The organism is Bradyrhizobium forestalis (assembly GCF_002795245.1).
Taxonomy (GTDB): Bacteria; Pseudomonadota; Alphaproteobacteria; order Rhizobiales; family Xanthobacteraceae; genus Bradyrhizobium; species Bradyrhizobium forestalis.
On record NZ_PGVG01000003.1, the window covers coordinates 102,145 to 125,912 of the forward strand.

Below are 23,768 nucleotides of genomic sequence, written 5' to 3' on the forward strand. Positions count from 1 at the left end.
GGAAAATGCGCCCGCGGACGGGCCTCGGAGCCTGAATACGAGATCGGTCTGCCGGCCGCATTCCGCGAACGGGACAATCGATTGCGATTTCCGGTCAGTGCGTTCGGACGCGGCGCTCCGCGAGGTACCGCGCGGGCGGCTTGCCCAGGGCCTTGCGGAACATGGTGACGAAGGCGCTCGCGCTCTCATAGCCGAGATCGAGTGCCACGGCGTGCACCGACGCTCCCCGGTCGAGGCGCTGAAGCGCAATCAGGATGTGGAGTTGCTGGCGCCAGCGGCCGAAGCTCATGCCGGTCTCGCGTTGCAGGATGCGGGTCAGGGTCCGCGGCGCGACGGCCATGCGGCTGGCCCACTCGTCGATCGTCGCGCGGTCGGACGGATCGGCGATCATCGCACTCGCGATCCTGCGCAGCCGGGCATCGGCCGGCATTGGGAAGCTCAGCTCTTCGGCGGGCGCCAGCGCCAGCTGGTCGAGTCGCACGGTTGCGATCCGTCCGTCGGGGCCGTCGACATCGTACAGGGCCGGCATCCGGGTGACGTGCACCAGCAGACGTTCCAGCAGCGGCGAGATCGACAGCGTGCAGCATTGCCGAGGCAGCCTCGGCACTGCACCCGGTTCGACGAACAGGCAATACACCTCGACGTTTCCGGCGACGCTGACACTGTGGGGGACATTTCGGGGAATCCACAGCCCACAGCGCGGCGGCACGATCCAGACGCCCGGCCCGGCCTCGCAGCGGACGACGCCCCGCAAGGTCAGGACGAGCTCGTCCTTGCAATGGGTGTGCATGGCAAGCTTCGTGCCCTTGGTAATCATCTCGCCGCCGAAGGCGGCGATGGCGCGCGGCACGTCCTCCGGGTCGAAATCGACCGCGTCATCGGGACGAAGATCGTCTTCGTTGAGTCGGAAGAAGGGCGTGGTGGGTGATGGTCGATCCGATGACGACTGGGCTGGCTCCGGCAATATCGAGACCGGGCTGTCGACTTTCAATGCGACATGCGCCAGTCTCGATTGGTTCTAACAGGCCATTCCCGAGGGCCTCCGTGATCATGGCAGGTGAGGGGATCAGCGATGCCTTGCTGCCGCATCATTGATCCCTTTTCGCCGGCCGCCTTTCGGTGTAGCTCTGCGCCGGCTTGAAACGGCGGGCGCTGGTCTCGCCGACGACCGAAATCATGCAGGAGGCAGCACGGATGTACCCGAAAGTTCAAATGTTCGTCGCCGGCGAGTGGACCGATGGGTCGTCCGGCAAGTCGGAGGACATCCTCAATCCCGCCACCGGCCAGCCGATCGGCAAGACCCCGCACGCCTCGAGGGCGGATCTCGATCGCGCGCTGGAGGCGGCCAAGGCTGGCTTCGACATCTGGCGCAAGACCTCGCCATTCGACCGCTACAAGCTGATGCGGAAAGCGGCCGATATCATCCGCTCGCGCGCCGCCGAGATCGCGCCCGTGATGACCATGGAGCAGGGCAAGCCGGTGGTGGAAGCGCAGGGCGAGACCATGCTGGCCGGCGACCTCATCGACTGGTTCGCGGAAGAAGCACGCCGCGCCTATGGCCGCATCGTGCCGCCGCGGATGGGCAACGTCTCCCAGCTCGTGACCAAGGAGCCGGTCGGCCCGGTCGCGGCGTTCACGCCCTGGAATTTCCCGATCAACCAGGCGGTGCGCAAGATCTCGGCCGCGCTCGCCGCCGGCTGCTCGATCATCGTCAAGGGACCGGAAGAGACGCCTGCAAGCTGCATGGAGCTGGTGCGCGCCTATGCCGACGCGGGCATTCCCCCCGGCGTCGTTCAACTCGTGTTCGGCGTGCCGGCCGAAGTGTCGGAATATCTCATTCCGCATCCGATCATCCGCAAGATCAGCTTCACCGGCTCGACCGCCGTCGGCAAGCATCTGGCGGCGCTCGCGGGCCTGCACATGAAGCGCGTCACCATGGAGCTCGGCGGCCATGCGCCGGCGATCGTGTTCGCGGACGCCGATCTCGACAACGCCGCAAAAATCCTGTCGGCCAACAAGTTCCGCAACGCCGGCCAGGTCTGCGTCTCGCCGACGCGCTTCCTGGTGCATGAGAGCGTCTACGAGCCCTTCGTCGACAAGTTCGTGGCGGTCGCCAAGGGCCTCAAGGTCGGCAACGGCCTCGACAAGGACACCCGCATGGGACCGCTGGCGAATCCGCGCCGTGTCGATGCGATGGAAGGTCTGGTCTCCGACGCGGTCCAGCGCGGCGCCAAGGTCAAGGCCGGCGGCAAGCGCATCGGCAACGAAGGCTTCTTCTTCGAGCCCACGGTGATCACCGATGTGCCGCGCGATGCCCGCATCATGAACGAGGAGCCGTTCGGACCTCTTGCCCCAATCACGTCCTTCCGCAGCTATGACGAGGTGGTGGCCGAGGCCAACCGTCTGCCTTACGGCCTGGCGGCCTATGCCTACACCACTTCGACCAAGACGATGCAGGCCATCGGTGCCGACATCGAGAGTGGCATGGTCTCGATCAACCATCACGGTCTCGCGCTGCCCGAAGTGCCGTTCGGCGGCATCAAGGATTCCGGCTACGGCTCCGAAGGCGGCCTCGAGGCGATCGAGGGTTACCTCAACACGAAGTTCGTGACCCAGGCGAGCGCGTAAAGACAGATGCGGTGTCGTTCCGGGGCGCGCGACGCGCCCCGGAACAATGGTGAGAGTGCTCGCGTAGCCCGGGTGAGCGAAGCGATACCCGGGACAACCGCGGCTGGATTCCCGGATGTCGCTTCGCTCATCCGGGCTACGATCTCTTGCGTTGCCTGACGGGCGGGACATGGACAACAGCCGTCACCCCAGCAAGCGCGTGTCCCTGGCGGGGATGCATATCGACCGGACCTCGGCCGTGCCGCTGCATTTGCAGATCGCGGCTCACATCCGCGATGGCATCCTGCGCGGCGTCTTTCCGGCCGGAACGCAGTTTCTGGGCTCGCGCGAGATTGCGCGCGAACTGGGCTGTTCGCGCACGGTGGTGCTGACCGCCTGGGATCTGCTCTACGCCGAAGGCTACCTTGAATCGACTCCGCGCGGTGCCGTCATGGTGGCGTCCGTCGCGGCCCCGCATGCGGAGCCGCCTTCCACCACGTCGCCTGCGATCAAGCCCGCCCACATGTCGGAGCGCTGGCGATCGCTGCTCGGCCTGGATTACGAGACCAACTGGCCGTCCGTGTTCGCACCTGGCGCCCCCGACATTTCGACGTTCCCGTTCAAGGACTGGTCGCGCCTGCTGCGCCAGGCCTGGCAGAATCCAAGAGAGCAGGAGTGTCTCGATCTGCCGCCTGAAGGCCATCCGCGTTTGCGAAGCGAGATCGCGAACTTCCTCGGCTCCGTGCGCGGTCTCGTTTGCTCGCCGGAAGAGGTCGTCGTCACCTCCGGCACGTCGGGGGCACTGGATTTCTGCAGCCGGATGATCCTCGATCCCGGCGACGAGGTCTGGGTCGAGGAGCCCGGCTTCATCGAGGCGCGCTGGGCGTTGACGGCCGCGGGCGCAAAGCTCGTTCCGATTCCGGTCGACGACAAGGGCCTCGTCGTCTCGGAAGGAATCCGTCGCGCGCCACGCGCACGGCTGATCGTGGTCACGCCGTCGCATCAATATCCGCTCGGCGTCAGCATGGGCCTGGAGCGGCGGCTCGAGCTTCTCGACTGGGCGAACAAGAACGACATCTGGGTGATCGAGGATGACTACAATTCGGAGTTCAGGCACCAGGACAGCATGATTGCCTCGCTGCGCTCGCTCGATCGCGAGGGCCGGGTGATCTATTTCGGCACCTTCTCGAAAATCATGATGCCGAACCTGCGGCTCGGATATCTCGTCGCGAACAGGCATTTCATCGCAGGATTCACCAAGGGTCGCGCGCGCATCGACGTGCACACCTCCGGCATCGGGCAGCTCGCTTTGGCGGAATTCATGCGGGAAGGGCATCTGTTGCGCCATCTGCGCGCCATGCGGCGGGTCTATGCGAGCAGGCGCAAGGCGCTGATCGATGCGATCGGCGCGCTGATGCCGGACGATCTGACGGTGTCCTCCGCCGTCACCGGCCTGCACCTGGTGGCGCTGTTCACCGACGCAATGCAGGCGCGGATGAGCGATCGCGAGGCGGCCGCGGTCTTGAAGGAGGCCGGCATCCACCTGCAACCGCTGTCGCAGAATTTCCTGGAACGGCCGACGCGGCAAGGCCTGGTGTTCGGCTACGGCCGGCTGCGCGTCGAGGATGCCGCTCCGTTGCTTGCCAGAATCGCAGCCTGCATCGGCGGCGCTTCTCGCAGCGCACCATCCAACCCCGCGAACACGCTCTCTTACTGATCGTACAATAAAGAGAGGCTGAGCCGACTAATGTGCATAGCTCATAGGCACCCCGATATCCGGCGCTGCCGATTGATCGCCTGCAAATTAGACAGCTGATTTCGGCGGCTCGGATTGCGGTGCAACAGACATCGCGATTTGCTCAGAGAAATCCGTGGTGCGGTGCACGTTTTTGGCGTGGAACGGCGCGCGCTCACGTGCTGTCTGTGCAGGCATCGCTGCACCAAAACGTGCATCCGGTTGTGAGGTGCGCTGCGCCAGCTGCTTGCTGGCCCAGCGAATTGCGACAACTCTGGCCCTATCGGAGGGCCACCGCTCTGTCGCACGCTCGCAGACGATGGCATGACAGGGGATGCATGATGAGCGCTCTCGGTTCGGCATTCGAGTTGGCGGTGGACGGGAAGGACCCGGCGTCCGGTTCGGACGTCACGCGTAGCTGCCCCCGCACATGAGCGCTTTCGAAAATCACTGGGAAGTCGGCACCGATATCGGTGGCACCTTCACCGATATCATCGCCATCCGACTTGATTCCGCGGAGGCCCGGATCGCAAAAGTGCCGTCGCGCCCCGACGCGCCGGTCCAGGCGATGCTGGAGGCGATCGAGGCAGTGGGCCTGCGCAAGAGCGAGGTCAAGCGCTTCGTCCATGGCACCACGCGCGTTACCAACGCGATCGTCGAAGGCCGGTTGCCGAAGGTTGCGCTGGTCGCGACCGAAGGCTTTGCCGACGTGCTGGAGATCGCGCGCTATCGCCGCCGCGATCTCTACCGTCTCGACATTCCCCCGAAATCGCCGCCGCTGGTTCCGCCCGAACGCTGCTTCGGGCTTGCCGAGCGCCTCGATCACGAGGGTCAGGTACTGAAGGCGCTGGAGGAGGCGGAGATCGAGCGTCTGGTGGCGTGGCTGAAGGAGACTGGCGTTCAGAGCGTCGCGGTCGCTCTCCTTCACGCTTATGCCAATCCAGTCAACGAGAAGATGCTCGGCGAGCGCCTCAAGGACGTCGTCGCCCATGTCTCGCTGTCGCACGAGGTCAACCCCGAGGCACGCGAATATGAGCGGACTTCGGCGACGGTGTTCAACGCCGCCGCGATGCCGATCGCGGTCGAATATCTCAGCGAGCTGGAGCAGCGGCTGCCGATCGGACCCGGCTTGCAGGTGTTTCATTCCGCCGGCGCCATGATCCCGATCTCCGCGGTGAAGCGGCGGCCGCTGGTGATGGCGATGTCGGGCCCCGCGGCCGGCGTCTCGGCTTCCGTCAGCATTGCACGCCAGCTCGGCAGCTCGCGGATGCTGACCTTCGACATGGGCGGCACCACGACCGACGTGTGCCTGATCGTCGACGGCCAGGCCGAGATGACCGACGGCCGCATGCTCGGCGACAAGCCGCTGCGCCAGCCGATGCTCGCGGTGCATTCCATCGGCGCGGGCGGCGGATCGATCGTCCGCAACGGTCCTGGTGGCCTCACGGTCGGGCCGGAAAGCGCCGGCTCCGAGCCGGGGCCGGCCTGCTACGGCCGCGGCGGCCATGAGCCGACCATCACGGATGCCAATGCCGTGCTTGGCTATCTCAATCCCGAGACCAAGCTCGGGGACCGCATCGGCATCGACATTGAGCGCGCCAGGCGTGTCATCGAGCCGATCGCGCGCGCGCTCGGACTGAGCCTCACCGAAACAGCGCTCGGCATCATCAAGGTCGCGAACGCGACCATGGCCCGTGCGCTCCGCCGCGTCACGGTCGAGCGCGGCATCGACGGACGCGACTGCACGCTGCTCGCCTTCGGCGGCGGCGGCCCGATGCATGCCGCCGGTCTTGCCGATCTCTACGGGATCGCAGAGGTCGTCGTGCCGAGCGCGTCGAGCGCATTCTCGGCGCTGGGCTGTCTCACGGCCGATTTCAGCTTCCTGCAGCAACAGACGCTTCGCGCCGCGCTCGACGGCATCGATCATGCGCGCGTATCGGAACGTATCGGGACGTTGATCGACGATGCCTCGGCGCCGCTTCTCGCCAATGGTGTTGCGAAGGCGGAGATCCAGGTCGAGCTGGTGGCCTTGATGCGCTATGCGGCGCAGAACGATGCCATCCCAGTGTCCTTCACGCTGCCGCTCGATGTCCCACGGTTGAAGGATGACTTCCTGACGCGGCATCACGAGCTGTTCGGCTATGCGACCGGCGAGCCCTGCGTCATCGAATCCGTGCGGGTGCAGGCGCGGCGCCCGTCGACGACCGTCGTGAGCCGGCCGGCGACGGCCGTGAGGGCCGTGTCTACGGGCACGCGCATCTGCTCGTTCGACGGCTTCCATGACATCGCAACCGCAATCATCGACCGCGCCGCGCTCACGGAGACCGTCAGCGGTCCGGCCATCATCGAAGACGCGTGGTCGACGGTGGTTGTGCCGCCGGGGTGGCAGGCAAAGCCCGATACCGCCGGCAACCTGTTCCTGACGCGGAGGGCGGCATGAAGCTCGATCCATTCGTCGTCGAGGTCATCCGGCACGGGCTCTCCGCCGCGGCCGAGGAAATGAGTCTCGTGATGACGCGCTCGGCGCGCTCGCCGCTCTTGCGCGAGGCCGGCGACCTCTCGTCCGCGATCACCGACGGCCATGGCGGCCTGGTCGGGCAGGGCCGCGACATCCCGATCCATCTCGGTGCGATGGCCTACACCATCCCAGAGCTGCTGAAGGTGATGCCGCGTGACGGCCTGAACGATGGCGATGTGGTGATCTACAATGTCGGCGCGCTCGGCGGCAATCACCTCAACGACGTCAAGGTCGTGCGTCCCGTCTTCTTCGAGGGCGAGATCGTCGCGTTCGCGGTCAGCCTCGCGCACTGGCCCGACATCGGCGGCACCTGGCCCGGCAGCTATTTCGCCAAGGCCGTCGACACGTTCCAGGAGGCGCTGCGCATTCCGCCGGTGCTGATCGCGACTGGAGCCGGCGTCAACGCGCCGATCGTGCAGCTGCTCAAGGCCAACGTTCGCGATGCCGAATCCTGCGAGGGCGATCTCCTCGCCCAGATCGCAGCGACCAAGGCTGGCGAGAAGCGCATCGTCGAGCTTTGCCGCGAGCACGGCAAGGCCGTTTTCATGGCGACGCAGTCACGCCTGCACGATCTCTCCGAAATCGAGATGCGCGAGGCGCTGCGCGATCTTCCGGATGGCGTCTATGAGGGCGAGGACTACCTCGACGACGGCAGCGACAACAACGCGCCGGCGCGCATCCATGTGAAGATCACCATTCGCGGTGACGAGGCGACCTTCGACCTCTCCGGAAGCTGCGACCGCGTCTCGAATTTCTGCAACACGACGCCGTTCATGGCACGCTCGGCTGTCGCTTACGCCGCGCGCATCATGAGCGGGCGCGATATGACTCAGAACGCGGGCGCGCTGCGGCCTCTGACCATCATCACGCGCCCAGGGTCGATCCTCGAGCCGGGCTGGACTGCGTCGGTCGCCGCCGGCAACCACGAGACCTCCATGCGCATCGTCGATGCGATTTTCCGCGCGATGCAGGACACCATTCCCGAGCGTCTGTCGGCGGGCGGAGCGACCACCGCGGGCGTGCTGTTCTTCGCCGAGCCGCGGCAGAACGGGTCATGGAGGATGCTGTATGAAGTCCATGGCGGCGGCGAAGGCGCGCGGCACAATCGGGCCGGCACCGCCGCGACGCGGGTGCATCTGTCCAACACCTCTAACACGCCGGTCGAGGTGATCGAGGCGAATTACGCGATCCGCCTGGAGCAGCAGGCCATTCGCCGGCACTCCGGCGGCGCGGGAGCGCATCGTGGTGGTGACGGCTCGGTCCGCACCTACCGCATCCTGGCGCCGTCGATGCACCTGACCACCTGCATCGAGCGCATGGTGATTGCGCCCTGGGGGATGCAGGGCGGCTATCCCGGCAAGGCCTGCCGCATCTCGCTGGTCAGGCAGGGCGCGAACGTCGCCATCGACGGCAAGTCGAACCTGGTGCTGCAGCAAGACGATCTCGTCACGATCGAGATGTGTGGCGGCGGCGGTTACGGCGCTGCTAAGTGAGGGGATTGCAATGAGCAGATTGTTGCGGACCGGGCTGAATGCGGGCGACGCCGCGCCGATGGCCGTGGTCGGCGGCGAGGGCGTCTACTTTCATCTCGCGGATGGCCGCAAGCTGATCGACGGCAGCAACACCGGCGGCGGTCTCGGTCATCGTCATCCCGCGATGGTGGAGGCGATCCGCCGCGCGGCGGATACGCCTGTCGTCAACGAGGGTTGGACCTGGGTTGGCCGGGAGCAGGCCGCCGACGATCTGATGGCCACCGCGTTCGCGGGCGAAGAGGATTGGGTCGGCGCGGTGCGTTTCTGCATCAGTGGCAGCGAGGCCAACGACATGGCGCTGTCGCTGTGCCAGGCGCTGACGCAGCGCTCGGCGCTGGCAACGCGCGAGCGCGCCTATCACGGCATCACCGGCCTGTCGCGCAGCATGACGGTGCAGCCGCAATGGCACGGTGGACTTGCGGTGCACTCAGGCGGCTCGAAGCTGCCGGCACCGATGGCGCCGGTGCGGATTCTTCCGGCGCCGGATGGCGCGATCTATGGCGCGCCGGCCAACAATACGCCGCCGAGCGAATATCTCGCCGATGCCACGCGCCTGCTCTCGGAGACGGCGGCAACGATCATCGACTACACCCAAGGCGGCATCTACTACGACGGCGCCTATCAGGACGAGGTGGCGCGCTGTGCGCGGCAGGCCGGCTCATACTGGATCGCGGACGAGGTCGTCACCGGCGCCGGTCGCGCGGGACGTTGGTTCGCTTTCCAGGGCGCGCAAAGCCGCCCCGACATCGTCACGCTCGGCAAGTCGCTCGGCGGCGGTGCCGCGGCGGTCGCTGCGGTCGTGGTGTCGAAAGAGATCGTCGAGCGGCTCAAGGGCACGAGCTGGCAGAACTACGGAACGCTGCGCGGTCATCCGATCAGCATGGCCGCCGTCAGCGCCTACCTGAAGGTCGTTAATGACGAGAAGATTCTGGAGCACGTCCAAGATCTGGAGAAGCTGTTCACCCGCCGCCTGCTGGCGATCGCGCAAAGGCACCCAAGCGTGCGGCGCGTGGCCGGGCAGGGGCTGCACTGGACGGTGGAGCTGCACGGGCCTGACTGGCGCAGCTGGCACGCCGACACCGCCGAGGTGCCGATCGCCTCGCGCGTGGCGGAGCGCGCGCTGGAGGCTGGCGCGGTAATCGGCACCAGCGGCGAGCAGACCTCGCTGTTCCTGGCACCGCCGCTGGTGATCTCCGAGCGCGAGGCTGCGCTGCTGCTCGATGCGCTCGACCACGGCCTCGATATCGCCGACGAGGAGCACGGGTGAGCCCGGATCACGCAGCACCTCGTCGCTCGCCGGCCTGGCCGGCGGATCAGCCCTGGCGTCTGGCGATGCCGGAGGGGACGTTGTACGATGCCTTGGCACGTGCTGCGCAAGCGCGGCCTTCCCATCCGGCGACGGTGTTTTACGGCGCGAGCCTGAGCTACGCCGAGCTGCACGACCGTGTCGATGCCATGGCTGGCTTCCTGCAACTCGTTTGCGGCATCAAGCGCGGCGATCGCGTCATGATCGCGCTGCAGAACTCGCCGCAATATGTCATCGCCTATTATGCGGTGATGCGGACGGATGCGGTGATCGTGCCGGTCAACCCCATGAACAAGACGAGCGAGATCGCGTATCTCGCCGCAGACAGCGGCGCCAGGGTCGCGATCATCGGCAGCGAGCTGAGCGACGTGTTTACGCCGCTGGTCGGCGATGCCATTGCGCATGCAATCGTCGCGCAGTATCGCGACGAGGTTCCAGCCGCGACGCCCTATACGCTGCCGTCGTGCGTGACTGAGGCGCCCTCGGAGATACCGCCATCGCCGGGCTGGTATTCCTGGTCGCCCGCGATCGCGCAAGGCTTGCAGCCGGGTGCGATGGAGGCAGGGCCGGACGATCTCATGATCCTGCCCTATACGTCGGGCACGACGGGCAAGCCCAAGGCCTGCATGCATACCCATCGCAGCGCGCTGTTCACCGCGGTGTTGCAGGCGCGCTGGTATGGGCTCGATGGCAGCGACGTGATGACCGGATTCATGCCGCTGTTCCATGTCGCGGGCATGCAGGGCTCGATGAATGCCGCCATCGTCACCGGCGCCACGCTGCTGCTGATGGCGCGCTGGGACAAGGATCTGCTGCCGGACCTGTTCGAGACCTACGGCGTGACGTTCTGGAACGCCGCGCCGACCATGATCGTGGATGTGCTCGCCAGCGCCAGTTTCCGCGATAAATGCTTTGCGAAACTCAAGGTGCTGACTGGCGGCGGCGCGGCGATGCCGACAGCCGTCGCCGAACGGCTCAAGGGGCGGTTCGGTCTCGATTTCGTCGAGGGCTACGGCATGACCGAGACGATGTCGCCGACGCACCTCAATCCGATGGCCGCGCCGAAGCGGCAGTGCCTCGGCATCGCCGTGCAGGAGACCGACGCCAGGGTCGTCGATCCCGAGAGCCTGATCGAGCTCGATGACAACGTGGTCGGCGAGATCATCGTGCATGGGCCGCAGGTGCTGCAAGGTTACTGGAACAGGCCGCAGGCGGATGCCGAAGCCTTCATCGAACGCGACGGTAAGCGGTTCCTGCGCACGGGCGATCTCGGTTATCGCGATGCCGAAGGCTATTTCTTCGCGGTCGACCGCCTGAAGCGGATGATCAATGTCAGCGGCTTCAAGGTCTGGCCGGCGGAGGTCGAGGCCGCGATGTACCAGAACCGCGCCATCCGCGAGTGCTGCATCGTCTCGGCGCCGGACGATTACCGTGGTGAGACCGTCAAGGCGCTGGTGGTGCTGGATGAAACCGCGCGCGCGACGACGTCGGCGGACGACATCGTCGGCTGGGCGCGCGGCGCGATGGCGAGCTACAAGGCGCCGCGCGCCGTGGTCTTCGTCGAGTCCCTGCCGCGCACCGCCAGCAACAAGATCAACTGGCGCCTTTTGCAGGATGCCGAATGGGGGCGGACGGCATGAAAGCTGCTTGGCTGGAAAAGCGGTGCGAGGCTGCGTTATGCTGCAAGCGCCCGAACATCCCTATAGCCGCCGCTTCCCCCGAGAGATCACCAGGAATTCGCTGATGCGCATCGTCAATGTCGCCGCCGCCCAGATGGGCCCGATCCAGAAAGCCGACAGCCGCGAGGCCGTGGTCACGCGCATGATCGCGCTGATGGACGAGGCGAAAGCAAAAGGCGCCGACCTGATCGTCTATCCGGAACTGGCGCTCACGACGTTCTTCCCGCGCTGGTATGTCGAGGACCGCTCCGAATTCGACATCTGGTTCGACCGCGAGATGCCCAACGCGGCGACAAGGCCGCTGTTCGAGCGCGCGGCGCAGCACGGGATGGCAATGAATTTCGGCTATGCGGAGCTGACGCCGGACGGTCATCATTTCAACACCGCGATCCTGACCGACAAGTCCGGCAGGATCGTCGGAAAATATCGCAAGGTCCATCTGCCCGGCCATGTCGAGTATGACACCAAGCGTTCGCACCAGCACCTGGAGAAGCGCTATTTCGAGCCGGGCGACCTCGGCTTCAAGGTCTGGCGCGAGCTGGGCGGCATCATCGGCATGGCGATCTGCAACGATCGCCGCTGGCCCGAGACCTATCGCGTCATGGGCTTGCAGGGCGTCGAGATGGTGCTGATCGGCTACAACACGCCTTCCGTCAACGCGGAGAAGAGCGAGGAGGGCGTCGAGAAGCGCCTGTTCCACAATCGCCTCTCGGTGCAGGCCGGCGCCTACCAGAATGCGACCTGGGTGGTCGCGGTGGCCAAGGCCGGCAATGAGGACGGCCATCCGCTGTTCGGCGGCAGCCTGATCGTCGATCCCAATGGCGAGATCGTGGCCGAGGCGAAGACGGAGGGCGACGAGGTTCTGGTCCACGCCTGCGACCTCGATGCCACCACCTTCGGCAAGACCACGATCTTCGATTTCGCCCGGCATCGCCGCATCGAGCATTACGGCCTGATCACCAGCCAGACCGGCGCGGTGCCGCCGCCGGAGAAATGACGCCGATGGCGGACGAGGGCATATCACTGCGTGAGCTGGATCCGCGCGATCGCTACAAGCTGCTCTGCGGCGTGGTCGTGCCGCGCCCGATCGCGCTGGTGACGACGCTGGACGAGAACGGCGCGGTGAATGCCGCACCGTTCAGCTTCTTCAACGTGTTCTCGGAAAACCCCGCGTTGATCGTGCTCGGGCTCCAGCACAAGCCGGATCACTCGCCGAAGGACACCACCCGCAACATCCATCGCGACGGCGAGTTCGTTGTGCACATGGCGGACGAGGCGCTGTCGGTCGCGATGAACGACTGCGCGGTCGATTTCCCCTCCGGCGACAGCGAGGTCGCCGCAACGGGCCTGGCGACGCTTCCCTCGGTCGATGTGAAGGTGCCGCGTCTTGCTGCCGCGCCCTTTGCGCTGGAATGCCGGCGCCATGTCGTGCTGAACTTCTCGCCGGATCGCGAGCTCCTGGTCGGCGAGGTCTTGCGGGTTCACGCCCGTGAAGGCCTCGTCGATACCGCCAACATGTACGTCGATCTCGATGCCTACCGGCCGATCGGCCGCATGTTCGGCAATCTCTACACCACGCAGCGGGATACGTTTGCGCTTGTCCGCGAGAGCCACGCGCAATGGCTCGGGCGCCAGGGTGCCAAAGAGCTGAAGGACGCCTAGTGAGCCGAGAACTGCACCGTACCCAGCGCCATGGTGACGGCCGCCTGTGTCGGGTCGATCACGGGAATCCGCAGCGCGTCTTCCAGAGGACGGCGGTGGCGCGCCATGCCGGCGCAGCCCATCACGATGGCGCGGGCACCGTCCTCATCGCGCAGCGCGCGGCCGATCTCGATCATTTTCGCCAGCGTGCCTTCGCCGGACGCCGTCTCGGCGACGCTCATGTTGAGCGGCCGCTCGCCGGCGAGGCGTTCCGTCAGTCCCAGCTGCCTGAGATAGCGCATGTGCCGCGGGATCGAGCGCTGCGCGATCGCAATGACGCCGAACGTCTCGGCGCGGGCCAGCGCCGTCAGCACGCCGCACTCGGCGATGCCGAACACGGGCCGGTCGGTGCCTTCACGGCAGACCTGAAGCCCGGGATCGCTGTAGCAGGCGATCACGAAGGCCGCCGAGCTGTTGTCGCTTTCCACCAACCGGCGCAGCGGCATCGCGACGCTGTCGACGTCCGCCTGGCTTTCAATGCCGAATGGACCCTCGGCCAGCGTCTGGCAGACCACCTCCGGCCCGCCCTCGAAATCGAGCGGCTTCAACGCGTCCTCCAGCCCTTGCGTGACCTTGGGGTTGGAGTTCGGGTTGATGACGAGAATGCGCGGCCGGGACATCATGGTCTTCCTGCGAAATTGCGATTACGTGCCTTGAGCCTATCACGGAGTGCCTCATGACTGAACCCGCTTACGACCTGATCATCCGCGGCGGCCGCGTCGCCACCACCACCGACGTCTTCGAGGCCGACGTCGCAATCTCTGGCGAGACCATCGCGGCGATCGGCCGCGGGCTTCCGGCGGCCAAGCGCGAGATCGATGCGCGCGGCAAGCTGGTGCTGCCGGGCGGTGTCGACAGCCACGCCCATATCGAGCAGCTGTCGGCCGCCGGCATCATGAACGCCGACACTTTTGAGAGCGCGACGGTCTCTGCCGCGTTCGGTGGCACGACCACGGTGATCCCATTCGCCGCGCAGCATGTCGGCATGAAGCTGCCGCAGGTCGTGGAGGACTATCACGCGCTTGCCAAGAAGGGCGCCGTGATCGACTACGCCTTTCACATGATCATTGCGGACGCGACCAAGGAGACGGTCGAGGAGCACATTCCGGCGCTGGTGAAGCAGGGGCATGCCTCGATCAAGATCTTCATGACCTACGACCGCCTCAAGGTCGATGACGAGCCCTTGCTCGACATCCTTCTGGCCGCGCGGCAGTCCGGCGCGATGCTGTGCGCCCACGCCGAGAACCACGGCATCATCGCCTGGATGGTGAAGCGGCTGCTCGCGCGCGGCTACACCATGCCGAAATACCACGCCGTCAGTCATGCGCGCGTGTCGGAAGCTGAGGCCTTCACCCGGCTGATCGGCATGGCGGCGTTGATCGACCAGCCGATCATGATCTTCCATGTCTCGACCGCCGAGGGCGCCAAGGTGATCCGCGACGCGCGCGGGCAGGGGCTGAAGGTGTTTGCCGAGACCTGTCCGCAATATCTGTTCCTCACCGCTGGCGATCTCGACAAGCCGGGCTCCGAGGGCGCCAAGTGGATGTGCAGCCCGCCGCCGCGCACCCATTCCGATCAGGAAGCGTTGTGGCAGGCGCTGTCGCTCGGCGATCTCCAGACCATCTCGTCGGATCATGCGCCATACCGCTATGACGAGACCGGCAAGCTGCGCGCCGGGCCCAACCCCAATTTCAAGCAGGTCGCCAACGGCCTGCCCGGGCTGGAGCTGCGGCTGCCGCTGCTGTTCGACGCGATGGTGTCGAAGGGCCGGCTGGGCCTGGAAAAGTTCGTCGAGCTGACCGCGACGGCGCCGGCAAAGATCTACAATCTGCACCCGCGCAAGGGCTCGATCGCGGTCGGGGCCGACGCCGATATCGCGATCTGGGATCCCAATCGCGAGGTCACCATCGCGGATGAGATGATGCACGATCTCGCCGGCTATACGCCGTTTGCGGGCCGCAAGCTGACGGGCTGGCCGGTGTCGGTGCTCTCGCGCGGCCGGGTGATCATCGAGGGCAACAAGTGTCTCGCGAGCGCCGGCAGCGGCAAATTCCTGGCGCGCAGCGGCGGCGAGGCGGCGAAGCCGACGGGCCGGCTGGTCGCCGACATGGATCCGGAACGGAATTTTGGAGCAAAACTGCTGTGACGGTGGATCGCACGCGATGAAGATCATCATCTTCGGCGGCACCGGCTTTGTCGGCCTCAATGTTGCGGAGGCGCTGCTCGCGCGCGGACACAACGTGACGCTGTACGACCGCAAGCAGCTCCCAGAGGGCGCAGACCGATCTTTCGCCAACTATCGGGAGCAGCTGACGGTCGTTCAGGGCGAGATTACCGACGTCGAACGGATCGACGCACTCCTGAAGCAGGGCTTCGATGCCATCGTCCTTGGCGCCGCCATAACGGCTGGAGACCAGCTCGAACGGACCAACATTTCGGCCATTCTCGAAGTCAACGTGATGGCCCAGGTTCCGATCCTGGGTGCCGCGGTTCGCCGTGGTGTCCGGCGGGTCGTGAATCTGTCCTCTGCTTCCGCCTACGGTGCAGCGGGGCAGCGCTACGAGGTCCTGGATGAAGAGACACCTTGCGACCCCGTCTCATTCTACGCGATCAGCAAATTTACCTCGGAGCGGTCTGTGGCGCGGCTCGCAGAGCTGCGGGGCGCCGATTGTCTCAGCGTCCGTTTGAGCGCCGTGTTCGGCCCCTGGGAGCGGATCGGAAAGGTGCGCGACACGCCGAGCCTCCAGTTTCAGATCCTGGCCGAGTTCGCGCGCGGCGAACCGGCGCTGCTGCCGGGGCGGGGGATGAAGGACTGGATTTACGCCGTCGATGCCGCCGAGGCGGTCGCAATGCTGATCGAGGCCGAGAGGCCACAGCATCGCCTCTACAACATCTCCAGTGGCGCGGCGTGGTCCGCGTTGCAATGGGGCGAGGCGTTTGCAGCGTTGCATCCCGGCCTGGAATGTCGGCTGGCGAGGCCGGAAGAGAAGACTTTCATCCAGCTCCACGGCTCGGATCGGGCACCGTTGTCAGTGGCGCGGATGGCTGACGAATTCGGCTGGCGCGCGCGATTTGGCTGCGCCGAGTCTGCGGCTCACATGAGCGGCTGGTGGATGCAGCATCGGGAGGCAATCTGAATGCGGCTGACGGGGCGCACAGCCATCATCACCGGCGCTGGCTCGGGTATTGGCCGTGCCAGTGCAAAGCTGTTCGCGGAGGAGGGCGCGCGTCTCGCCCTGGTCGATCGCGACGCCGCAGGCCTCCAGGACACGCTGAAGCTGGTGGGCGAGGCCACGACGCATGTCGGCGACGTCGGCGATGCCGCATTCGCCGAGACCGTTGTCGGCGAGGTCATCGCGCGGCATGGCCGGCTCGATGTCCTCATGGCGGCGGCCGGCTTCTCCTGCGGCGGCACGGTGGTGACCACGAGCGTGGAGGATTGGGACGCGGTGTTCCGCGCCAATGTCGGAGGCACCTGGCTGTGGGCGCGGGCGGCGGTGCCGCAGATGCAGCGGCAGCAGAGCGGCGCGATCATCACGCTCGCATCGCAGCTCGCGATTGCCGGCGGCAAGGGCAACAGCGCCTACATCGCAGCCAAGGGCGCGATTATCAGCCTGACGCGGACGAGGGCGGTGGACTTCGCCACCGACGGCATCCGCGTCAATGCGATTGCGCCGGGCGCGATCGACACGCCGATGCTCCGCCGCAGCTTTGCCCGTCACGCCAATCCGGACGAGGTGCGCGAGGTCTCGCGCACCCGCCACGCCATGAAGCGGTTCGGCGCGGCGGAAGAGATCGCGCAGACGGCGCTGCATCTCGCCAGCGATGCCTCCTCGTTCACGACGGGCACGGTGATGGTGGTCGACGGAGGCTGGCTCGCGGCATGAGTGAGGCGCTCACCCAGCTCGAAGCCGATATTTGCGCCGATCTGGCGCGAATCGCGCATCCCGGCGCCGCGTGGCTCGAACCGAAAACGGGACCCGACGGCAAGCCGGCCCTGGATGTCCTCGTCGTCGGTGCCGGCCAGTCCGGCATTGCCATCGGCTTCGGCCTGATGCGCTCGCGCGTCAGCAACATCCTGCTGATCGACAAGGCCGAGGAGGGGAAGGAAGGCCCCTGGCTCACCTATGCCCGGATGCCGACGCTGCGCAGCCCGAAGGATTACACCGGTCCTGACCTCGATGTCCCCAGCCTGACCTATCAGTCCTGGCACGAAGCGCGCTTCGGAAAGGACAGCTGGCAGGAGCTTGGCCTGATCGCGCGCGAGCATTGGGCCGAATATCTGCTCTGGCTGCGGCGTGCGATCGGCTTGCCCGTGCGTAACGCTTGCGAGTTGCTGGAGATCGCGCCCGCGCCTGACGGCCTGCTCGCCGCGCGCGTGAAACGGGAAGAAGAGGTCGAGACGTTCCACGCGCGCAAGATCGTGCTGGCGACGGGACAGGAGGGCATGGGGGATTGGATGATCCCGGAGCAGCTAGCGCCTTTGCCGGCGAGCTCGGTCGCGACCGTCGCCGACGATATCGATTTCGAAGGCCTGCGCGGTAAGCGCGTCGCGGTGATCGGCGCCGGCGCTTCCGCCTTTGACAACGCGGCGACCGCGCTGGAGGCTGGCGCCTCCGAGGTGCACCTGCTGTGCCGCCGCGCCCAGATCCAGGTGATCCAGCCCTATCGCTGGCTGACCTTCCGCGGCTTCCTGCGCCATCTCAGCGATCTCGACGATGCCTGGCGCTGGCGCTTCATGCGAAAAATCCTCGAAATGCGCGAGGGCTTTCCGCAGGCAACCTACGATCGGTGCGCGCGTCACGCCAATTTCACGTTGCACGAGGGCGCGCCGGTCGAAGCCGCACGTCAGACGGTCGCCGGCGTTGAATTGGAGACACCGCGCGGTTCGATCATTGCGGACTTCGTCATCTGCGGCACCGGTATCGACATGGATTTTGCCGGGCGCGGCGAGCTCTCGAAATTCGCCGGCAATATCGCCACCTGGGCCGATCGCTATCATCCGCCAGTAAACGAGCGCAACGAACGGCTCGGCCGCTTTCCCTATCTTGCCGACGACTATGCCTTCACCGAGCGTGTGCCGGGACAGACGCCTTGGATCTCCGACATCCATCTCTTCGCCATCGCCTCCACCATGAGCTTCGGTCCGTCGGGGTCGTCGATCAATGCGATGACGACCGCCGTTCCAAAGCTGGTCCACGGCCTGACGCGCGGCCTGTTCCGCGCCGATGTCGCGCGTCACTGGGCCTCGCTCAGCGCCTATGACGTGCCGCAGGCCGTGGTTACGCGGCCGGCGCGAAAAACGGAGGAATCGCTGTGATCATCCATGCGCCGCCGCGACGTTGCATCCCCAAAAACGCCCCATGAGACTGGCGCGCAACTTGCTTCTTTCTGAACCTGCCTTGCTGGCGTTCTCGTTCGAAATTCAGGGAAAAACCAATGCGTTTTGTGTCTTTCAGGCCGGCGACCTCAGTCCTCGCTACCACTGCGCTGTTGCTCATCGCCGCCGCGCCGTCGCAGGCGCAAACCAGGGCAGAGACATTGCGCTACGTCACCGGCGCATCCGTTAACACGCTCGATCCCAACATCCCGGGCTCGACCCGCGAGTCCTTCGCTTTGAGCATGAGCACCTATGACCGCCTGGTCGCGTTCGGCCGCAAGCAGCTCAACGGCAAATGGGTGTTCGATCTCGACACGATCACCGGCGAGCTCGCCGAATCCTATGACGTCAGCCCCGACGGCTTGAAGCTCACCTTCCGCCTGCGCAAGGATGCGAAATTCCAGGACGGCTCGCCCGTCACGGCCGAGGACGTGAAATGGTCGCTCGATCGCTGCGTCACCGCGCCGATCCTCGGCAAAGCGCAGCTGCTCACCGGCTCGTTGACGTCGGCCGATCAGTTCAAGGTGATCGATCCCCTCACCATCGAAGTGACGCTGCCCAAGCCCGACAAGCTCGCGCTGCCGAACCTTGCGACCGTCTATCCCATGATCATCAACTCGAAGCTTGCCAAGGCGCATGCGACGCCGGATGATCCCTGGGCCACCGCATGGCTCAAGGAGCACACCGCCGGCAGTGGCGCCTATGTGGTCGAGACCTTCAAACCGGGCGAGCAGGTGATCCTCAAGCGGGACGAGAGCTGGAATCGCGGCTCGGCCAACAAGCCCGCGTTCTTCAAGCGCGTGATCGTGCAGTCGGTGCCGGAGCCGGCGACCCGCGCCAATCTGGTCGAACGCGGGGATGCCGATCTCGTCGTCGATCTGCAGGCCAGCGACGTGCAGTCACTGGAGGCCAAGGGCAAGCTCAAGGTGATCTCGACGCCGCAGTACAATGCGATCACCTACGTCTCGATGAACAACCAGATGCCGCCCTTCGACAACGTGAATGTGCGCCGCGCCATCGCTTATGCGCTGCCCTATGATGACATGTTCAAAGCCGCTCTGTTCGGCCGCGGTGCGCCGCTGTTCGGCGCGACCTGGCCGGACGGCAAGCCGCTGAACGGCATCTATCCGTTCCAGCAGCCGGTGAAAATGGATCTCGACAAGGCCAGGGAATACCTGAAGGCTGCAGGACTTCCGGAAGGCTTCTCGACCACGTTCAGCTTCAATGTCGGCCAGTCGTCGACCGCGGAGCCAATGGCGGCCCTCGTGAAGGAATCGCTCGGCAAGATCGGCATCAAGGTCGACATTCAGAAGCTGCCGGACGCGCAGATGTCGACGCAGATCAACGAGAAGAAGCTGCCCTTCTACACCGAGGGCATCGTCGCCTGGCTGCCGTCGACCGATTACTTCTACCGCAACTTCTACACCGGCAATCAGCGTTGGAATTACAGCTCGATCAACAATCCCGACCTTGCGGCGATCGCACAGGAGGCGCGTTTCGAGCCGGACAAGGCCAAGTACGAGGAGGCCGGCCGCAAGCTCAACGCGATGCATTTCGACCTGATGCCACAGATCATGTTGTGGCAGCCGAACCAGGACGCCGTCATGGCGCCATCGATCGAAGGCTACACCTACGAGTTCCATCGCCAGGTCGACTATCGCGACGTCAGCCGCAAGTGATAACGGTCAACGAGGGAGGGCTCTGAAAGGTGACGACCGGTCTTGGCGCAACGGTGGTGCGGGCGGGCAGGCGGCTCTTGTCGTCGCTGCCGGCGCTGTTCGGCGTGCTGGTCTTCACCTTTCTGTTGATGCGCGTCCTGCCTGGGGACCCCGCGGTGTTCTTCGCCTCGGGACCCAATGCGGGCAAGGAGGAGATCGAGCTGATCCGCAAGCAGATGGGGCTCGACAAGTCGGTGCCGGAGCAGCTCGTGTTCTATCTCTCCGACATCGGCCACGGCAATCTCGGCCGCTCCATGATGACGGGGCAGCCGGTGCTGAAGGACCTGCGCGAGCGGCTGCCGGCTTCGCTGGAGCTCACCTTCACCGCGCTCCTGATCGCGCTGATCGCGGCGGTGCCGCTCGGCGTGATCGCGGCGCTGCGGCCGGGGTCAATCGTCGATCATGGTGTCCGGCTGTTCTGCGCCCTCGGCGTCTGCGTGCCAACCTTCGTCTCGGGCCTGCTGTTGATCTACGTCTTCTATTATCTGCTCGGGCTTGCTCCTGATCCCACCGGGCGGATCGACGTCTTCACCTCGCTGCCGCCGCAGCGCACCGGCTTCCTCTCGATCGATTTCCTGCTTGCCGGAGATTTTGAGGGCTGGTGGGCGGCCTGCAAGCAGTTGATCTTGCCGGCGGTGAGCATGGCGCTGTTCGTCATTGCACCGCTGGCGCGGATCACGCGCGCCTCGATGCTGGTCTCGCTCGGCAGCGATTTCGTGCGCACCGCGCGCTCGGTCGGATTGTCCTGGCGCAAGGTGGTCGTGACCTACGCGCTGCGCAATGCGATCCTTCCCGTCATCACCATCGCCGGCATCGTGTTCTCGACCATGCTGGGCGCCAATGTGCTGGTGGAGAAGGTGTTCTCCTGGCCGGGCGTGGCCTCCTATGCGCTCGATGCGCTGCTGTCCTCCGACTATGCGCCGGTGCAGGGCTTCGTGCTGCTGATGGCCAGCCTGTTTGTGCTGGTCAACCTCGTGGTCGATGTCTGCTACGGCATCGCCGATCCCAGGGTGTCGATCGAATGACCAGCGCAACCCTCCGCCATTCCGTCTGGATCCTGCGCGGCAATCCGCTGACGGCGGTGGCCGCGGCTGGGGTGACGCTGTTCGTCCTGCTCGCAATCTTCGGCCCCTGGATCGTGCCCTATGATCCCGTGGTCTCCAATGTCTCGGAGGCATTGCAGCCGCCGAGCGCGGCGCATCTCGCCGGCACCGATCAACTCGGCCGCGACGTGCTCAGCCGTCTCATCATTGCCGCGCGACTCGACCTTGCCATCGCAGTCTCCGCGGTCGGCATCTCCTTCGTGATCGGCGCCGTCGTCGGCGCGTTCTGCGGCTATGCCGGCGGGCGGCTCGATCGCGCCGTTGGCCGTTTCGTCGACGTCATGATGGCCTTTCCGCTGTTCGTGCTGGCGATGGCGATGGTGGCGGCATTGGGCAACCGGATCGAGAACATCGTGATCGCGACCGCGATCATCAATCTTCCCTTCTACATCCGCTTCGCCCGCGCCGAGGTGAACGTCCGGCGCAATGTCGGCTGGGTCGAGGCCGCGCGCGCCTGCGGCGAGAGCCATTTTTCCGTGGTGCTGCGCTTCCTGCTGCCGAACATCCTGCCGGCGATGGCGGTGCAGATCTCGCTCAATCTCGGCTGGGCGATATTGAACGCGGCCGGCCTGTCCTTCATCGGCCTCGGCGTCAAGCCGCCGACGCCGGAATGGGGCATCATGGTCGCTGAAGGCGCGCGCTTCATCTCGACCGGGCGGTGGTGGCTGGTGGCCTTTCCGGGCCTTGCGCTGATGATGGCGGTGCTGTGCTTCAACCTCCTCGGCGATGGGATGCGGGACATTCTCGATCCCCGGATGCGCACATGAGCGAGAACCTGCTCAGGATCGACGACCTCCATGTCGCGTTCTCGACGCGGCGCGGCATGGTCGAGGCCGTGCGCGGCGTGACGTTCACGGTCAAGGCCGGTGAGATGCTCGGCCTTGTCGGCGAGAGCGGCTCGGGCAAGTCGGTCACCGGCTTTGCGACGACGCGGCTGCTCGATGCGGCCGGGCGCGTCACCGGCGGCAGGATCCTGTTCCGCGGGCAGGACGTGACGAAGCTCCGGGGCGATGATCTCCGACAGTTGCAGGGCGCCGCGATGTCGATGATCTTCCAGAATCCGCGGGCGGCGCTCAACCCGATCCGCGCGATCGGCCTGCAGATTGCGGACGCGATCCTCACGCACAAGCGTATCTCGAAAGACGCCGCGCGCGCCGAGGCGCTGGACTTGCTGCGCGCCGTCCAGATCCGGGATCCCGAGCAACGGATGAACGCCTATCCGCACGAACTCTCCGGCGGCATGTGCCAGCGCGTCATGATCGCGATCGCGATCTCGTGCAATCCTGCGCTGTTGATCGCCGATGAGCCGACCACCGGGCTCGACGTCACCACCCAGAAGGTGGTGATGGATCTCTTGGCAGACATTGCCGCCGCGCGCGGCATGGCGACGATCCTGATCACGCATGACCTCGGCCTCGCGGCGCGCTATTGCCGCCGCATCGCCGTGATGGAGCGCGGCCGCATCGTCGAGGAGGCGAGCCCCAGCACGCTCTTTAGCGCGCCGCAGCACGCCTATACGAGGCGCCTGGTTGCGGCATCGCCGACGGCGACGTCACGGATCGAAGATCTCGTGACAGAGGAGGAGAGAGAGCGTTATACAGCCGTTCTCGGCAAGCCCCGCCCTGCGCTCGCGCACGGCACGCCGCCGCTCCTGGAAGTGCGGAAGCTCGCGAAGCGCTTCGACCAGGGTTCTGCCGCGGTTGCGGATTTCTCCATGACGATGGCCGGCGGCGAGAGCGTTGGTCTGGTCGGCGAGTCCGGCTCGGGCAAGAGCACGACATCGCGCATGATTTGCCGCCTGATCGATCCCAGCGAAGGCGACATCGTGTTCGACGGCCATTCGATCGGCCACGTCGCGGCGCGCGATTTTCATCGCTCGCCGCTGCGCAAGAACATTCAGATGGTCTTTCAGGATCCGAACGAGAGCCTCAACCCGCGCTTTACGGCGTTCGATTGTATTGCCCATCCCTTGATGCGGCTCGACGGTATGCGCGCGGGTGACGCATTGCGTAAACGGGTGGAAGAATGCGCACAGCGCGTGGGATTGCCGCTGGATCTGTTGCCGCGGTTTCCGCACCAGCTCTCCGGCGGGCAGAAGGCCCGCGTCGGCATCGCCCGCGCCATCGCCTGCCGGCCGCGGCTGCTGGTGCTGGACGAGCCGACCGCCGCGCTCGACGTCTCGGTTCAGGCGGTGGTGCTGCAGCTCCTCGACCGCCTACGGCGCGAGAACGACATCGCGCTGCTGTTCGTCAGCCACGATCTCAACGTGGTGCGCATGCTGTGCGATCGCACCATCGTGCTGCGCAATGGCGGCATCGTGGAGCAGGGCGAGAGCAGGGCGCTGTTCGATAATCCCAAGACTGACTACACGCGCAAATTGGTCGAGGCGATCCCTCACATCGAGACCGGGCCGACGCTGGCGGCCGCGCTCTGAGCCCGCATGGCCGGAATGAAGGTGAGATCCCGCTGGCGAAGGTGCATTTAGTGGC

General features: G+C 65.8%; 18 protein-coding genes. 16 read left to right on the top strand and 2 right to left on the bottom strand.

Features of this window, described 5'->3' with window-relative positions; genetic code table 11:
- Positions 1 to 94 precede the first annotated feature (94 nt).
- A complete protein-coding gene (locus tag CVM73_RS04890) occupies positions 95 to 991 on the bottom strand; it encodes an AraC family transcriptional regulator (RefSeq protein WP_245452211.1) in 897 nt (298 codons plus the stop codon).
- A gap of 203 nt (positions 992 to 1,194) precedes the next feature.
- On the opposite strand from CVM73_RS04890, the gene CVM73_RS04895 reads away from it, so the two are divergent.
- The 8 genes from CVM73_RS04895 (at position 1,195) to CVM73_RS04930 (ending at position 13,039) form a co-directional block, all read left to right on the top strand.
- Positions 1,195 to 2,628, top strand: coding sequence for an NAD-dependent succinate-semialdehyde dehydrogenase (locus tag CVM73_RS04895; RefSeq protein WP_100231120.1), 1,434 nt, complete (start codon positions 1,195 to 1,197; stop codon positions 2,626 to 2,628).
- Positions 2,629 to 2,797: 169 nt separating this feature from the next.
- Entirely contained in the window at positions 2,798 to 4,324 is a 1,527-nt protein-coding gene (gene pdxR / locus CVM73_RS04900; RefSeq protein WP_245452212.1) for a MocR-like pyridoxine biosynthesis transcription factor PdxR, read from the top strand.
- Positions 4,325 to 4,772: 448 nt separating this feature from the next.
- Positions 4,773 to 6,782 (top strand): hydantoinase/oxoprolinase family protein, encoded by a 2,010-nt coding sequence (locus CVM73_RS04905; RefSeq protein ID WP_100231121.1) that lies wholly within the window; start codon positions 4,773 to 4,775, stop codon positions 6,780 to 6,782.
- Positions 6,779 to 8,353, top strand: coding sequence for a hydantoinase B/oxoprolinase family protein (locus CVM73_RS04910; protein WP_167406638.1), 1,575 nt, complete (start codon positions 6,779 to 6,781; stop codon positions 8,351 to 8,353). The genes CVM73_RS04905 and CVM73_RS04910 overlap by 4 nt, the downstream gene beginning before the upstream one ends.
- 10 nt (positions 8,354 to 8,363) lie before the next feature.
- The gene (locus CVM73_RS04915) at positions 8,364 to 9,659 is read left to right on the top strand and encodes an aminotransferase class III-fold pyridoxal phosphate-dependent enzyme (RefSeq protein WP_100230885.1); all 1,296 of its coding nucleotides are present in this window, start codon (positions 8,364 to 8,366) and stop codon (positions 9,657 to 9,659) included.
- Complete coding sequence (locus CVM73_RS04920; RefSeq protein WP_100230886.1) at positions 9,656 to 11,338, top strand: long-chain-fatty-acid--CoA ligase; 1,683 nt, start codon at positions 9,656 to 9,658, stop codon at positions 11,336 to 11,338. Before CVM73_RS04915 ends, CVM73_RS04920 begins: the two co-directional genes overlap by 4 nt.
- Positions 11,339 to 11,441: 103 nt before the next feature.
- Positions 11,442 to 12,374 (top strand): N-carbamoyl-D-amino-acid hydrolase, encoded by a 933-nt coding sequence (locus CVM73_RS04925; protein ID WP_100231122.1) that lies wholly within the window; start codon positions 11,442 to 11,444, stop codon positions 12,372 to 12,374.
- The gene (locus CVM73_RS04930) at positions 12,371 to 13,039 is read left to right on the top strand and encodes a flavin reductase family protein (protein WP_100230887.1); all 669 of its coding nucleotides are present in this window, start codon (positions 12,371 to 12,373) and stop codon (positions 13,037 to 13,039) included. The genes CVM73_RS04925 and CVM73_RS04930 overlap by 4 nt, the downstream gene beginning before the upstream one ends.
- Here the strand turns inward: CVM73_RS04930 and CVM73_RS04935 are convergent.
- On the bottom strand, positions 13,036 to 13,698 hold the full coding sequence (locus CVM73_RS04935; protein WP_100231123.1) for an aspartate/glutamate racemase family protein: 663 nt from the start codon (positions 13,696 to 13,698) through the stop codon (positions 13,036 to 13,038). The genes CVM73_RS04930 and CVM73_RS04935 overlap by 4 nt on opposite strands.
- A 56-nt stretch (positions 13,699 to 13,754) precedes the next feature.
- Here CVM73_RS04935 and hydA point away from each other — a divergent pair, with 56 nt between their 5' ends.
- From hydA to nikE, 8 genes are all read left to right on the top strand, one after another.
- The gene (hydA, locus tag CVM73_RS04940) at positions 13,755 to 15,224 is read left to right on the top strand and encodes a dihydropyrimidinase (protein WP_100230888.1); all 1,470 of its coding nucleotides are present in this window, start codon (positions 13,755 to 13,757) and stop codon (positions 15,222 to 15,224) included.
- Positions 15,225 to 15,240: 16 nt separating this feature from the next.
- Entirely contained in the window at positions 15,241 to 16,215 is a 975-nt protein-coding gene (locus tag CVM73_RS04945) for an NAD-dependent epimerase/dehydratase family protein (protein WP_100230889.1), read from the top strand.
- Positions 16,216 to 16,965 carry an SDR family oxidoreductase gene (locus tag CVM73_RS04950; protein ID WP_100230890.1) on the top strand — a complete coding sequence of 250 codons (750 nt, stop codon included), beginning with the start codon at positions 16,216 to 16,218 and terminating at the stop codon, positions 16,963 to 16,965. It abuts the gene before it with no gap.
- A complete protein-coding gene (locus CVM73_RS04955; RefSeq protein ID WP_100230891.1) occupies positions 16,962 to 18,398 on the top strand; it encodes an NAD(P)-binding domain-containing protein in 1,437 nt (478 codons plus the stop codon). Before CVM73_RS04950 ends, CVM73_RS04955 begins: the two co-directional genes overlap by 4 nt.
- 119 nt (positions 18,399 to 18,517) lie before the next feature.
- The gene (locus CVM73_RS04960; protein ID WP_100230892.1) at positions 18,518 to 20,137 is read left to right on the top strand and encodes an ABC transporter substrate-binding protein; all 1,620 of its coding nucleotides are present in this window, start codon (positions 18,518 to 18,520) and stop codon (positions 20,135 to 20,137) included.
- 29 nt (positions 20,138 to 20,166) lie between these two features.
- On the top strand, positions 20,167 to 21,201 hold the full coding sequence (locus CVM73_RS04965) for an ABC transporter permease (protein ID WP_100230893.1): 1,035 nt from the start codon (positions 20,167 to 20,169) through the stop codon (positions 21,199 to 21,201).
- Complete coding sequence (locus tag CVM73_RS04970; RefSeq protein ID WP_100230894.1) at positions 21,198 to 22,046, top strand: ABC transporter permease; 849 nt, start codon at positions 21,198 to 21,200, stop codon at positions 22,044 to 22,046. The genes CVM73_RS04965 and CVM73_RS04970 overlap by 4 nt, the downstream gene beginning before the upstream one ends.
- Positions 22,043 to 23,713 (top strand): nickel ABC transporter ATP-binding protein NikE, encoded by a 1,671-nt coding sequence (nikE, locus tag CVM73_RS04975; protein WP_100230895.1) that lies wholly within the window; start codon positions 22,043 to 22,045, stop codon positions 23,711 to 23,713. Before CVM73_RS04970 ends, nikE begins: the two co-directional genes overlap by 4 nt.
- Positions 23,714 to 23,768 lie beyond the last annotated feature (55 nt).

What these genes read in the sequence shown, in the direction of transcription:
- CVM73_RS04970 (WP_100230894.1), top strand. Translation starts at nt 21,198, where the DNA reads ATGACCAGCGCAACCCTCCGCCATTCCGTCTGGATCCTGCGCGGCAAT.
- CVM73_RS04910 (WP_167406638.1), top strand. Translation starts at nt 6,779, where the DNA reads ATGAAGCTCGATCCATTCGTCGTCGAGGTCATCCGGCACGGGCTCTCC.
- CVM73_RS04895 (WP_100231120.1), top strand. Translation starts at nt 1,195, where the DNA reads ATGTACCCGAAAGTTCAAATGTTCGTCGCCGGCGAGTGGACCGATGGG.
- CVM73_RS04935 (WP_100231123.1), bottom strand. Translation starts at nt 13,698, where the DNA reads ATGTCCCGGCCGCGCATTCTCGTCATCAACCCGAACTCCAACCCCAAG.
- CVM73_RS04950 (WP_100230890.1), top strand. Translation starts at nt 16,216, where the DNA reads ATGCGGCTGACGGGGCGCACAGCCATCATCACCGGCGCTGGCTCGGGT.
- nikE (WP_100230895.1), top strand. Translation starts at nt 22,043, where the DNA reads ATGAGCGAGAACCTGCTCAGGATCGACGACCTCCATGTCGCGTTCTCG.
- hydA (WP_100230888.1), top strand. Translation starts at nt 13,755, where the DNA reads ATGACTGAACCCGCTTACGACCTGATCATCCGCGGCGGCCGCGTCGCC.
- CVM73_RS04930 (WP_100230887.1), top strand. Translation starts at nt 12,371, where the DNA reads ATGACGCCGATGGCGGACGAGGGCATATCACTGCGTGAGCTGGATCCG.
- CVM73_RS04960 (WP_100230892.1), top strand. Translation starts at nt 18,518, where the DNA reads ATGCGTTTTGTGTCTTTCAGGCCGGCGACCTCAGTCCTCGCTACCACT.
- CVM73_RS04945 (WP_100230889.1), top strand. Translation starts at nt 15,241, where the DNA reads ATGAAGATCATCATCTTCGGCGGCACCGGCTTTGTCGGCCTCAATGTT.
- CVM73_RS04905 (WP_100231121.1), top strand. Translation starts at nt 4,773, where the DNA reads ATGAGCGCTTTCGAAAATCACTGGGAAGTCGGCACCGATATCGGTGGC.
- pdxR (WP_245452212.1), top strand. Translation starts at nt 2,798, where the DNA reads ATGGACAACAGCCGTCACCCCAGCAAGCGCGTGTCCCTGGCGGGGATG.
- CVM73_RS04915 (WP_100230885.1), top strand. Translation starts at nt 8,364, where the DNA reads ATGAGCAGATTGTTGCGGACCGGGCTGAATGCGGGCGACGCCGCGCCG.
- CVM73_RS04955 (WP_100230891.1), top strand. Translation starts at nt 16,962, where the DNA reads ATGAGTGAGGCGCTCACCCAGCTCGAAGCCGATATTTGCGCCGATCTG.
- CVM73_RS04925 (WP_100231122.1), top strand. Translation starts at nt 11,442, where the DNA reads ATGCGCATCGTCAATGTCGCCGCCGCCCAGATGGGCCCGATCCAGAAA.